Annotated in this window: 11 protein-coding genes; 2 read left to right on the top strand and 9 right to left on the bottom strand. The window is 71.7% G+C overall.

Annotated features, from left to right (window positions below):
* Position 1: 1 nt before the first annotated feature.
* From BLW78_RS09390 to BLW78_RS09430, 9 genes are all read right to left on the bottom strand, one after another.
* A complete protein-coding gene (locus tag BLW78_RS09390; RefSeq protein WP_091678842.1) occupies positions 2 to 1,690 on the bottom strand; it encodes a methyl-accepting chemotaxis protein in 1,689 nt (562 codons plus the stop codon).
* A 227-nt stretch (positions 1,691 to 1,917) separates the two neighbouring features.
* Complete coding sequence (locus BLW78_RS09395) at positions 1,918 to 2,415, bottom strand: DUF3617 domain-containing protein (RefSeq protein ID WP_042672875.1); 498 nt, start codon at positions 2,413 to 2,415, stop codon at positions 1,918 to 1,920.
* Between the two features lie 212 nt (positions 2,416 to 2,627).
* Positions 2,628 to 3,896: an MSMEG_0569 family flavin-dependent oxidoreductase gene (locus tag BLW78_RS09400; protein ID WP_091678844.1), complete on the bottom strand. Its 1,269-nt coding sequence runs from the start codon at positions 3,894 to 3,896 to the stop codon at positions 2,628 to 2,630.
* A complete protein-coding gene (locus tag BLW78_RS09405) occupies positions 3,893 to 5,074 on the bottom strand; it encodes an MSMEG_0565 family glycosyltransferase (RefSeq protein ID WP_091678848.1) in 1,182 nt (393 codons plus the stop codon). The genes BLW78_RS09400 and BLW78_RS09405 overlap by 4 nt, the downstream gene beginning before the upstream one ends.
* Entirely contained in the window at positions 5,071 to 6,066 is a 996-nt protein-coding gene (locus BLW78_RS09410; protein WP_091678851.1) for a sll0787 family AIR synthase-like protein, read from the bottom strand. The genes BLW78_RS09405 and BLW78_RS09410 overlap by 4 nt, the downstream gene beginning before the upstream one ends.
* Complete coding sequence (locus BLW78_RS09415) at positions 6,063 to 6,608, bottom strand: MSMEG_0567/Sll0786 family nitrogen starvation N-acetyltransferase (RefSeq protein ID WP_091678904.1); 546 nt, start codon at positions 6,606 to 6,608, stop codon at positions 6,063 to 6,065. Before BLW78_RS09415 ends, BLW78_RS09410 begins: the two co-directional genes overlap by 4 nt.
* Positions 6,605 to 7,708: an MSMEG_0568 family radical SAM protein gene (locus BLW78_RS09420; RefSeq protein WP_091678853.1), complete on the bottom strand. Its 1,104-nt coding sequence runs from the start codon at positions 7,706 to 7,708 to the stop codon at positions 6,605 to 6,607. The genes BLW78_RS09415 and BLW78_RS09420 overlap by 4 nt, the downstream gene beginning before the upstream one ends.
* Positions 7,662 to 8,738: a Nit6803 family nitrilase gene (locus BLW78_RS09425; protein ID WP_091678857.1), complete on the bottom strand. Its 1,077-nt coding sequence runs from the start codon at positions 8,736 to 8,738 to the stop codon at positions 7,662 to 7,664. Before BLW78_RS09425 ends, BLW78_RS09420 begins: the two co-directional genes overlap by 47 nt.
* A 69-nt stretch (positions 8,739 to 8,807) precedes the next feature.
* A complete protein-coding gene (locus BLW78_RS09430; RefSeq protein WP_020091615.1) occupies positions 8,808 to 9,290 on the bottom strand; it encodes an MSMEG_0572/Sll0783 family nitrogen starvation response protein in 483 nt (160 codons plus the stop codon).
* Between the two features lie 359 nt (positions 9,291 to 9,649).
* Between BLW78_RS09430 and BLW78_RS09435 the strand changes: the two genes are divergently transcribed.
* Together BLW78_RS09435 and BLW78_RS09440 are read left to right on the top strand one after the other, a co-directional pair.
* Positions 9,650 to 11,089: an aminotransferase-like domain-containing protein gene (locus tag BLW78_RS09435; protein WP_091678860.1), complete on the top strand. Its 1,440-nt coding sequence runs from the start codon at positions 9,650 to 9,652 to the stop codon at positions 11,087 to 11,089.
* A 442-nt stretch (positions 11,090 to 11,531) separates the two neighbouring features.
* Positions 11,532 to 12,545, top strand: a 1,014-nt coding sequence (locus tag BLW78_RS09440) for a PAS domain-containing protein (protein ID WP_091678863.1), incomplete at its 3' end; no start/stop codon positions are given.

The following is a 12,545-nucleotide window of genomic DNA, read 5'->3' on the forward strand; positions in this document are numbered from 1 at the left end:
GTCAGGCGGCGCGCACGGTCGAGAGGAACCGACCGACCTCGGCGGACAGGTGCTCGGACTGGCGCGACAGCTCCGAGGCCGCGCCGAGAACCTGGCTCGCCGCCGCGCCGGTCTCCTCCGCGGCGCCGGCCACGCCGGCGATGTTGCTGGTCACCTCGCCGGTGCCCTGCGCGGCCTGGGTGACGTTGCGGACGATCTCCTGCGTCGCCGCGCCCTGCTCCTCGACGGCGGCCGCGATCGAGGTGGCGACGCTGTTGATCTCGCGGATGCGCCCGGTGATCGTCCCGATGGCGGAGACCGCCTGACCGGTCACGCCCTGGATCCGGCCGATCTGACTGGAGATCTCCCCGGTCGCGCGGGCGGTCTGCTCCGCCAGCGCCTTCACCTCGGAGGCGACGACCGCGAAGCCGCGGCCCGCCGCGCCCGCGCGGGCGGCCTCGATCGTGGCGTTCAGCGCCAGGAGGTTGGTCTGACCGGCGATCGAGGAGATCAGGCCCACCACGTCGCCGATCTTGGCGACGGCGCCGCTGAGTTCCTGGACGAGGGCGCCGGTCTCGTCCGCCTCGCCGGCGGCGGAGCGGGCCAGCTCGGCCGAACCCTGGACCTGGCGCCCGATCTCCTGGACGGAGGCGCCGAGTTCCTCGGCGGCGGCCGCGACGGTGCTGACGTTCGAGGCGGCCTCCTCGGCGGCGGCCGCGACCGCCCCCGACTGCGCCGAGGTCTGGCCTGCCATGGCCGACATGGAGCCGGCGGTGGCCTGCAGCTCGGTCGCGGAGGCCGAGACCTGCCCGACGATGCCGCCGACCGCCGCCTCGAAGCTGTCGGCCATCTGGCGCATGCCGATCCGGCGCTGCTCCTCGGCGGCGAGGCGCGCCTGCGCGGTCTCGGCCTCCAGCGCCTTCATCTGGATAAGACCCTGCTTGAACACCGCGACGGCCGACGCGATGGTGCCGATCTCGGTCTTCTCGCCCTGATGCGGGATCTCGGCCGACAGGTCGCCGGCGATCAGCGCCTGCATCGGCCGCACCACCGCGGCGATGCCGCGGGTGACGCCGAGGACGATGATCACGCCCGACAGAACGGAGACCGCCACGGCGAGAGCGATCGCGACGAGGCTCACCGTCCAGGTCTCGTTGAAGACGGCGGTGCCCTGGGCCTGCGCGGCATCGGCGCCGGCGTTGTTGATGGCGATCAGCTTCTCGAGGGCCTTGGAGGCGGCGCGGCGCGGGATGAGGCCCTTCGTCTCGTAGAGCTGATAGGCCTCGGTCTTCTTCCCGGCCCGCGACAGGTCGACGACGTCGTTGCGCACCGCCTTGAAGGTCTGAGATTCCTGGTTGAACGCGTCGAAGAGCGACCGCTCTTCGGGCGAGCTGAGCAGGCCCTTGTAGACGGCGACCCGGTCGGCCAGCTTCCGGTCGAAGCTGTCCATATCCTTCTCGATGCTGGCGAGCAGCGCCGGATCGGTCGCCTGCGTGTGCCGCAGGAGAAGGCCGCTGCTGCGGGCGGTCAGCGTGTCGATCTCGCCCAGCGCCCGGATGCTCGGCAGCCAGTTCGTATCGATCTCGACCGCCTGCTCGCGCAATTTGCGCGTACTCACGAGCCCGAGCACGCCGAGCCCGATCACGAAAACGGTCAGGACCGAGAAGGCCACGACCAGCTTTGTACGAATGGAGACACTCTGTAGCGACACGGCGGCCTCGACGGAGCCGAATAGAACAATTCTGCGGCTGCACGGCGCACGATTAGCGAAATGTATTTAATATCCGCTAATCAGACCTTCCCCTGACTCGCGGGCTGTCGCTCGCCGTCTCACGGAGGGATGCCGGTTTCGCGGCTTGGATCTCCGCGGCGGCGCCCGCGCGGACGCGGGGCGGCACCCGACGGGCTCGCCCGCGCCCGAGGCGCCTGCCGGTGTGCCTATCGGGCCGCCGGTTGGGGCATCTTCACGATCTTGCCGTCGGGCAGGATGATGTCGCCCGGGCTCTGTCCGGCCGCGCAGGGACCGATGTAGGTGGCGTCGATCACCATCTGGCGTCGCACGGGCTCCTTGGCGTTCGGCATGCCGGTCAGCGTCGTATCCACCTCCATGTGGATCTTGCTGTTGAAGTCGCCGCTGATCTCGGTCGTGCCCGCGGCCGAGATCGGGCCGAGCTTGCACTCGGTCTCGCCCTTGTAGCCGGTGCTCGTCTTGACGATGGTGCGCTTCGCGCAGTTCTGGCCGCCCCCGAACGCTGCCTGCGCGATCTGATCGGTCTTCTCGTCGATGCATTGACGCGCGGTCGTGTTGCCGTCGGGCGACGTGGTCTTGCTCTCCCACAGGCCGGCCTTGCGTGCCGGCAACGTCTCGGCGGAGGCCACACTGGTCATCACGGACAGAATCGCCGCAATCCCGATACCGACGGTACGTGCTCGCATGGATGATCCCTGGCTCTGACGCGACTCAGGCGCCGCAACGGGGCGTGGCTAACCGATGCGATACAGGCGAACAAGTCGATCCTGGACCAGCGTTCGCTCCGGAACACTGGAGGGGATCGGCACTTCGGCCGCGGATACCCGGCGTGACCGGTCCGAATGCCGGGATGACCGAGGGGAGGTTTCGCCCGGGTTCGACCGGATGATGATCCGGCTCACACCGCCCGCTTCAGGCCGACCGCACCGGAGCCGAGACGCGCCTCGATCACCTGCACGATGTACTCGGCGTCGCGGCCGACCGCGCCGAAGCGGCCCGAGCCCCAGGTGTTCAGCCAGGGCAGGCCGATGAAGGAGATGCCCGCCTCGGCCGTGACGCCGCGCCTGTGCTTCGGCTGGCCGGCGCCGTTGAACACGGACGCGTCGAGCCACCGGAAATCCGGCGCGAAGCCGATGCACCAGACCACGCTGGCGATGCCGGACCCTTCGAGGGGGAGCGCGGTGACCGGCTCGCCCGGCTCCCAGACCGGGGCGTATGGCGCCTGGACCGGCGCCGCGATGCCGGCCGCGTCGATATGGGCGTCGATGGCCGCGTTGATGCCGTTGTAGGTCCGGTCGGCCTGGTCGAGCGCGGGCCGGAGGTTGTCCCGGAAGCGGAGGGCGCCCGCCGCGTAGTCCTCGAGGACGCCGTAGAGCGCCATGCCCTCCAGGGCGAAGCGGCGCAGGTCGATATCCCGGCCGCCGTCGCGACCGGTCACGTAGTGGTTGGTGTTGTCCCGGACGCCGTCGCGCAGCGGGTGATCGTCGACGGTCTTCTCGTAGTAGCCCATGTCGGCGAGCCACGCGACGACGTCGCGCCCGCGGTAGAAGCGGGCGCAGCGGGGTGCGTCGCCCACGGCGAGATGCACCTCCCGTCCGGCGAGATGCAGGTCCTCGGCGATCTGCGCGCCGGACTGGCCCGAGCCGACGACCAGGACCGCGCCGTCGGGCAGCTGCGCCGGGTTCCGGTACTGGTTCGAGTGGATCTGGGTGATCGCGGGCGGCAGCTTCTCGGCCATGCGCGGGACGATCGGCGTGTGGTAGCCGCCAGAGGCCACCACGATCTCGTCCGCGGTGTAGTCGCCCTCCGAGGTCCGGACCGCGAACACGCCGTCGTCGCGCCGCGCCACGCGCGTGACCGCCACGCCCTCGCGGAGCGGCGGCCGCACCTTGGCGACGAAGGCCTGCAGGTAGGCGACGATCTCGTCCTTCCTCATGAACCCGTCCGGGTCCGGCCCGTCGTAGGGGTGGCCCGGCAGGTCGCACTGCCAGTTCGGGGTGACGAGGCAGAACGTGTCCCAGCGCTGCGTCGCCCAGGTGTGCGCGGCCGTGTGCTTCTCGAAGACGAGGTGCGCGATTTTGCGCTGCTTCAGGTGGTAGCTGACCGAGAGGCCGGCCTGGCCGCCGCCGACGACGGCGACGGGGACGTGACGGGTCGTTGTCGTCATGGCTGCAACTCCGTGAAGGCTGACGCGCCGCGGGCGGAGGCGGCGTAGGCGTCGCGGTGGCGCGTCGCGCAGGCGCGCCAGGAATGGGCGGCCGCGCGCTCCAGCCCCGCCGCCCGCAGGCGGGCGCGGGTCCGCGGTTCCAGCGCCGCCGCCATGGCGGCGGCGATGCTGTCGGGGTCGGCGGGATCGACGAACAGCGCGTCGGCCGGCGTCAGGTACTCGTTGAAGGGCGGTCGGTCGGAGACGATCGCCGGCGTTCCGCAGGCCATGGCCTCCAGCACGCAGAGGCCGAACCCCTCGGTCCAGGACGGGAAGGCCAGCAGGTCCGCGGCCCGGTAGAGCGCCGGCATGTCGGCCTGCGCGACGGGCCCCGTCTCGATGACGGCCGCGCCGCGGCCCACGTCCAGACCCGCGGCGACGAGGGTGGCGCGGCAGCGTTCGCGGTAGCCGGCGTGGTCGAGGAGCGAGGCGCCGCCCGCGACGACGAGCTGGGCGTGCGGGTGGCGCGTCCGCAGGCGCGCGAACCCCGCGATGATGCCGAGGCTGTTCTTGCGCTCCTCGAGGCCGCCGACGCTGAGGACGATCGGCCCCGCGCCGAGCCCCCAGCGCGCCCGCAGAGCCGCGTCGCCCTCCGCGGCCGCGGGGCGATAGACCGACAGGTCGACCCCGTTGCCGACGATCCCGGCCTCGGCGCCGAGCGCGTCCCGGATCCAGTCGGCCCACAGGCGGCTGACGCAGAGCAGCCGGCCGGCCTCGCGGATCGCGCGGTCCTGCCAGCCCGCGAGGACGGGGTCGGCGAAGCTGTCGACGTGGTGGACGGTCCGGACGAAGCCCGGGATTAGGCGCCGGTGCTTCAGGGTCGCGAGGGCGTTGCCGCCGATGCCGTCATGGGCGTGGAACACGTCGAAGTCGCGGGCCGCCGGGCTCGCGAAGTGGCGCAGGTAGTCGTGGATGCGGGTTCGTACGAGGTCGACCGTCCCGCCCGCGACCGGCTCGGCGGCGACCGCCACGGTGGGGCAGGACGCGTCCCGGAAGAACCCGCGGCCGGACGGGTCGGGCGCGTGGACCACCGCCGCGTGACCGAGTTCGCACAGCGCCTCGGCGAGGGCGAGGCAGTGGGCGACGCCGCCCCGCGGGTTGGTGGAGTGGGTCAGGAGGGCGACGCGCAGCGGCTTCACGGCGTCGCCCCCGGGCCGTCCCTGCCGCAGCCGATCAGCGGGCCGGTGGCGAAGTCCCAGACGACGGCCTCGGCGCCCGTCCCGTCCCGCACCCGGACAGCCCGGCCGGCGTCGAGGCCCCCGATCCGGGCCGCCGCGATGCCGCGCTCGGCGAAGCGCGCGGTGACGGCCGCCGTGCGGTCGGGGCGGACGCTCACGAGGTAGCCGAAGCTCGGGAACGCCGTCAGCCAGCGCGCGAGCGGGACGTGGTCGAGCCGCGGGATCGCGTCGAGGTCGATGACGCCGCCGACGCCGGAGCATTCGAGCAGCATCAGGGCCGTACCGACGATGCCCGCCATGCTGATGTCCTTGGCGGCGCCGGCCAGGCCGTCCTCAGCGAGGCCCGGCAGCAGGGCGAGGTCGCCGCGCAGCCGCGCGCCCGGCGCGCCGGTGGAGGCGTCCCAGTAGGGGTGCGGGTCGCGGAAGCGCCCGCGCAGGTCGATGGCGGCGACGAGGTCGTCGCCGGGCGCGGCGTCGAAGCTCGTCAGCAGGCGCGGTCCCGCCCGGCCGAGCACCGCGACCGCGAGGTTGCCGGCGGCCGCGCGGGTGTTGGTGTGGCCGCCGACCACCGGGACGCCGTAGAGCACGGCGGCGTCGGACAGGCCGGCCAGGATCGGGTCTGCGGCCCCGGCGTCCCGGGCCCAGAGGGCGTCGACGACGGCGAGCGGGCGCCCGCCCATGGCGGCGACGTCGCTCAGGTTGACCATGATCCCGCAATAGCCCGCGAAGTACGGATCATCGGCCACGAAGCTGTCGAGGAAGCCCTCGATGGCCAGCAGCAGGTGCCCGTCGCCGTCGGGGATCGCCGCGCAATCGTCGCCGACCGGCACGGCCGCGTGCCGGCTCCCGAGCCCGAGCCGCCGCACCACCGCGTCGATGTCGCGCTTGTGGCCGACCCCGCGGGCCTCGCGGATCTGGCGGGCCAGCGCCCGGACGTCGATCCCGGCGGTCACGCGGCCCTGCGGAAGGTGAGGAGGCCGTGCTCGGGATCGTGCATCGGCGGGTAGGCCGCGAGGTCCGCCTCCATCAGGCGGTGGGGCCGCCCGTGCAGGTCCAGCGCGTCGAGGCTCTCCCAGTGCAGGGCCTCGAACAGCGCGACGTTGCCCTCCTGGACGTGTGCGAGGAAGCGGGTGCAGCCCCGCGCGTGGGCCGAGGACACCGCGACCCGGATGAGGCCGGTGCCGAGGGCGGCGGCGCTGCGGAAAGGCTTGGCGACGGCGAGGCGCGAGCCCCACCACGTTCCCGGGCGCGCGCCGTCTTCGTGGATCCGCACGGTGCCGACGACGGCGTCCGCGTCGCCGCCGAGCGTCGAGAGGGCGCAGACCGGGACGGCGTGCGCGTCGATCGCGTCGCGGTCGTCCTCGGCGAAGATCCCCTGCTCCGCGCAGAAGACCTGCCGCCGCAGGGCGGCGCAGGCGCGCCGCTCCCAGGGCGCGACCGCGAACTTCACCCGGAAGTGGCTGGGCCGGTACGGCGGAACGGGGTCGAACATCAGGCCGCCTCCCCCGCGCGCTCGTAGGTGGAGAGCGCCGAGCAGGCACCGCACCGGCCGCAGCCGGCCTTGATGTCGGTGGAGCGCAGGTTCGCCCGCCCCAGCATCTCCGCGAGCGGCTTCAGGACGGCGTGCATGAAGTCGGGCCCGGGGGCCGGATGGCTCTCCAGCGGCGTGCCGGAGATCGGCACGAAAGGCACCACGAACGGGTAGACGCCCATCCCGATCAGCCGGTCGGCCATCGCGAGGATCGCCTCCGGCGCGTCGCCGAGGCCGGCGAGGATGTAGGTGGAGACCTGGCCGCGCCCGAAGACCGGGACAGCGGCCGCGAAGGCGTCGTAGTACCGCTCCAGCGGCACGCCCGCCTTGCCGGGCATGATCCGCGCCCGCACCTCGGGCGTGACGGCCTCGAGATGCATGCCCAGCGCGTCGATGCCCGAGGCCTTCATCCGCTCGAACCAGCGGTCGTCGTCGGGCGGCTCGCACTGGGCCTGGATCGGCAGGTCGACGGCCGCCTTCACCGCGAAGGCGCTCTCGCACAGGATCGCGGCGCCGCGGTCAGTGGCGTTCGGCGTGCCGGTGGTCATGACCATGTGCTTCACGCCGTCGAGCAGCACGGCGGCGCGGGCGACCTCGGCGAGCTGCTCGGGTGTCTTGCGGGCCACCGTGCGGCCGGCCGCCAGCGACTGGCCGATCGAGCAGAACTGGCAGGTCTTCGCGCGGCTCTGGTAGCGAATGCAGGTTTGCAGCACCGTGGTGGCCAGCACGTCGCGCCCGTGCAGGACGGCGATTTTCGCGTAGGGCACACCGTCGAAGGTGGAGAGGGCGTAGAAGCGCGGGCGGCCCGGGAAGGTGACGTGGCCGACCACGACGCCCGCGTGCTCGATCACCGCGATCCCGTCCGCGTCCGGCGGGCGCACGAGGAAGGGCGAGTCGAAGGCGGCCTCGGTGTGGACCGGCACCATCACGGTGCGGCCCGCGATGGTCATCGCCTTGTGGTCCGAGGGGCCGGCGCCGCCGCGGCGGCTCGGCGCGCCGGCGCGGCTGTCGGCGAGCCTAACGCCGCAGGATTGCAACGCGTTGATCAGGCGCTCCGTCGGCATCCCGATCAGGCCCGTCGGGGCCGGCGGGGATATGGGACGGCGCGTCGGAAGCGGGCTGCTGCTCATGGTCGGGGCTCCGGGGGGCGGTCTGCGAACGGGCCGGCCGCTGCACGAAGGCGGCCGGGCGGTCGTCGTGGAGCAGGCTGAGGAGCTCCGGCCGCGCGTAGTGGCCGACCGAGTCCATCATCCGCTTGCGCTTGGTCACCAGCGCGAGATCCATGTCGGCGATCAGGATGCCCTCGCCCGGTCCCAGGGGATCGGCGAGGTGCTTGCCCTCGGGCGACACGATGGCGGTGCAGTTCCCGCCGCGGCAGGCGCCGCGCAGGCGCTCGTCCGGGCAGACCTGCGCGACCTGCGCGTCGGTGAGCCAGCCGGTGGCGTTGACCACGAAGCAGGCCGCCTCCAGGGCGTGGTGGCGGATCGTCACCTCCATCTGGTCGGCGAAGATCTGGCCGACGAGGGAGCCCGGGAACTGCGCGGCGTGGATCTCCTCGTGGCCCACCATCAGGGCGTAGCGGGCGAGCGGGTTGTAATGCTCCCAGCAGGCGAGCGCCCCAACGCGGCCGACCGCCGTCTCCACCACGGCGAGGCCGGCGCCGTCGCCCTGCCCCCAGATCATGCGCTCGTGGTAGGTCGGCGTGATCTTCCGGCGCTTGAGCTTCAGGGCGCCGTCCGCGTCGAAGATCAGCTGCGCGTTGTAGAGCGATCCGTGTTCGCGCTCGTTGACCCCGACCACGATCACGGCCCCGTGGCGCCGTGCGGCCGCGGAGACCGCCTGCGTCACCGGACCCGGCACGGCGACCGCGCGCTCGTAGAGGCGCAGGTGCTCGGGCCCCTGGAGCGCGGGCGGGAGAACGAACGAGAAGTACGGATAGTAGGGCACGAAGGTCTCGGGGAAGACCATGAAGCGCGCGCCCTTGGCGGCGGCCTCGTCGACGGCGTTGAGCACGCGCTCCAGGGTGCCGTCCGGGCGGTCGAGGTCCGGCGCGATCTGGATCGCGGCAGCCCGCACGATCCGGGTCTCTGACATGGGTGGTCCTCCGGCTGAGCCAGCGGCTGCGCGCGTCGCGCGCGGCCGCCGGGGGCGTTGGCGCGGTCGTCAGACGGTCCAGGTGTCGATGATCACCGCGTTGTCGCGCTTGTGCAGGAGGATGCAGTCGAGCACGTCGAGGGGGTTGATCATGCGAATACCCTCGATGAAGGCCGCCTCGCTGTGTCCGTACAGGGCCTGTGTCGAGAAGCGGCAGGCGTAGACCTTGCCGCCCTCGGCCATGAACTTCTCGAGCTGGTTGTTGAAATTGAGATGGCCCGGGAACGCCTCGTCGCCGAGCCGGGGGAACCCGCGCTGGACCCCGAGGGTGATGCCCGGGCCGTAGAGCAGGATCGAGGTCTCGAAGCCCTTGCGCTGCAGGCGGGTGGCCTGGAGCAGGTTGACGAGGCCGATCGAGCCCTCGAACGCCACGGTGTGGAAGGTGACGAGGGCCTTCTGGCCCGGTTCGGCCTTCACGTCCTCGAAGACCTTCTCCTCGTAGTCGACCAGGACGTCGCCCTTCTTGTGCGGCTCGCGGTTCACGGCAGGCATTGCTCACGCTCCTCGATGGTCTGACCCGCGGCAGGGGGTGCTGCGCACGTTCAGACAGTCGGATGGCAAGCCATGTGCCAGATCGGAGCCGTCAGGAATGCATTCAATAATGCGCCCTGCGATGCATACAATGATGCGATCAATAGAGCGAAGTCGATCCCCCCAGGTCTACTCGAAGACGCACAATTCATCATCAGGATTTGCGCACGTCGTCGCCAGATGGCGCGCGCTTCGGCGACGAATATTGTACGCATTGCACGCATCAGTCGCGCCGTGATAGGCCGTCACGCGCCCGGTACGGCGCTTGCAAGCCATACAATCGATCATTGATCGGTTTTCAGGTCGCGGGTGCTGGACGGATGAAGGCTGGCGGGCGGGGAGGACGGTCGGTCGACCGGGGCGACGCGACCGGTATCTGGACGCCGGACCTCAGGCGCTGGGGCAAGCCCCATTACCTGGCCATCGCGGACGCGCTGGCGGACGACATCCGGACCGGCCACCTGCTTCCGGGCACGCGCCTGCCGACCCAGCGCGCGCTCGCCGCCACGCTCGACCTCAACTTCACGACCGTGTCCCGCGGCTACGTCGAGGCCCACAGGCGCGGCCTGATCGAGGGCCGGGTCGGCCGGGGCACCTTCGTGGTCGACCCGGCGGATGCCGCCCGCACCGCTGGGCCAGCCCTTCCCCGGCGGCCGGGACCGGTCGACTTCACCATGAACCTGCCCCCGGAACCCGACCTGCCCGGCCTGCGGGCCCGCATGCGGTCGTCCTTCGCGGAGCTCTCGGGCGATCTCGCCGACCTCCTGCGCTACCAGGGCTTCGGCGGGACGGAGGCGGACAAGGAGGCCGCGCTGCGCTGGCTCGCGGGTCGCGGGATCGCGGCGGCGCGCGAGCGCCTGCTGATCTGCCCCGGCGCGCACAGCGCCCTGTCCAGCATCCTGGGGCAGGTCGCGCAGGCGGGCGACACGATCTGCGCCGAGCGCATCACCTATCCGGGCATCCGGACCCTCGCGGCGCACCGGGGCCTGCGCCTCGTCGGCCTGCCGATGGACCGCCACGGGCTCGACCCCGACGCCTTCGCGGCCGCCTGCACGCGGGGGGCGCCGAAGGCGCTCTACCTCAATCCCCTGCTGCAGAACCCGACCACCGCGACCCTGTCCCGCGCCCGGCGCGAGGCCGTCATCGCGACGGCCCGCCGCTACGCGGTCACCATCATCGAGGACGACGCCTACGCGCGCATCTGCCCGGCACCGCCGCCGAGCTTCGCCGAACTGGCGCCCGAGATCACCTATTACGTGGCGGGCGTCGCGAAGTGCCTGGGCGCCGGCCTTCGCCTCGCCTTCCTGATCGCCCCGAACGCGCGGGCCGCCCTGCCCCTCGGCGACGCCCTGCGCGCCGCCACCGTGATGGCGTCGCCGATCTCGACCGCGCTGACGACGCGCTGGATCACGGACGGGACGGCGGACGCCATCGTGGATTTCGTCCGCGCCGAGTCGGCCGCGCGCCAGAGCCTCGCGGCCGCGCTGCTGCCCGCCGAGGCCTACGTCGCGGACCCGCACGCCTTCCATGTCTGGATCACCCTGCCGGCGGGATGGACGCGCTCGGCCTTCGCCAGCCAGGGCCGCGCGGCGGGTCTCGGGGTGGTCGGCAGCGACCCCTTCTGCGTCGCGGGGACGCCGCCCGAGGCCGTCCGCCTCTGCCTCGGCGGCCCTTCGACCCGGCAGCAGATCGCCCACGGGCTGGAGAGGCTGGCCCACGCCCTGGACGGCTCGCCGGCGCTGGCCTCGACCTACATCTGACAGAGCCGGCCGCGTCCCTTCGACCGCGGGCGTCAGGTCGGTCGAATCGTGCCGGCGCGTGGCATCCAACCGCATCGCGTCGCGGTGCGCCGATCCGGCAGCGAAGACCAGAAATCTTATTCTACGTTAGCATATGAACTTCCGTGCAACCTGAGAGCATGACGGCGCCGGATCTCGGCGTCGAAATCCGTACCCTCGATTGTATAGTTTACGGGCACTGATATCGAAGATTGCGTAGAAATTTACTCCTCTGGTAGTTTTGCACTATCCCAAACCCTCTCAACCTCGAACTATTGTGCCGTTCAGATTTAAGTCATCGTTCACGATTGTGCGCAATCATTATGCGAGGCCGTCATGCCGTGACAGTAAATCAGCGGGAGATCCCAAGAAGAACCGCGTGTTCGCACTCGGGATCCCGGCAATGACAAGAAGGGATGGGATAATGCTCGGCGCCCTGCGCGGTCGTGAAGGTCTGGCGGCGAAATTCGATGCCCTCGACCGCTCACAGGCCGTCATCGAGTTCGAGCCGGACGGCACCATCATCACGGCCAACGCCAATTTCCTGACGATGATGGGCTACGCCCTGCCCGACATCCGGGGCCAGCGCCACGCCCTGTTCGTGGAGGCGGCGCACCGGGACAGCCCGGCGTATCACGCCTTCTGGGACGCCCTGCGGCAGGGCACCTGCCAAGTGGCCGAGTTCAAGCGGATCGCCCAGGGCGGCCGCCACGTCTGGGTGCAGGCGAGCTACAACCCGGTGCTCGACCGCGCGGGCCGCGTCGTGAAGGTCGTCAAGTTCGCCTCGGACATCACGGCGCAGAAGCTGCTGATGCTCGACTACGCCGGTCAGATCGCGGCGCTGCACCGGTCGCAGGCCGTGATCGCCTTCGATCCGACCGGCACGATCCTGGACGCCAACGGCAACTTCCTCGAGACGATGGGGTATCGCCTGGAGGAGATCCGGGGCCAGCACCACGGCGTGTTCGTCGACCCGGCCGAGCGGTCGAGTGCCGGCTACCGCGCGTTCTGGGAGGGCCTGGGCCGGGGTGAGTTCGCGGGCGGCGAGTTCCGCCGCATCGCCAAGGGCGGCCGTGACGTCTGGATCCAGGCGACCTACAACCCGATCCTCGACGCCAGCGGCTGCGTCCTCAAGGTCGTCAAGTTCGCCGCCGACATCACCGCGCAGGTCCAGGAGCGCCACCGGCGCGTCGCGGCGCAGCGGGCGATCGGCGTCGACCTCGACGCGATCGGCACCGCCGTCGAGGGCGCCAGCCGCCGGACCGCGGAGGCCGTCGACCTCGCCGGGCGGGTGTCCGGCGACATCCAGAGCGTGGCCTCGGGCGCCGAGGAACTGTCGGCCTCGGTGGGGGAGATCAGCCAGCAGGTCAGCCACGCGGCGCGGATGGCCGGCGAGGCCGTCGAGCAGGCCCGGCACACCAGCACCATCGTCGAGGGC

Source organism: Methylobacterium sp. 275MFSha3.1, assembly GCF_900108435.1.
Classification (GTDB): domain Bacteria; phylum Pseudomonadota; class Alphaproteobacteria; order Rhizobiales; family Beijerinckiaceae; genus Methylobacterium.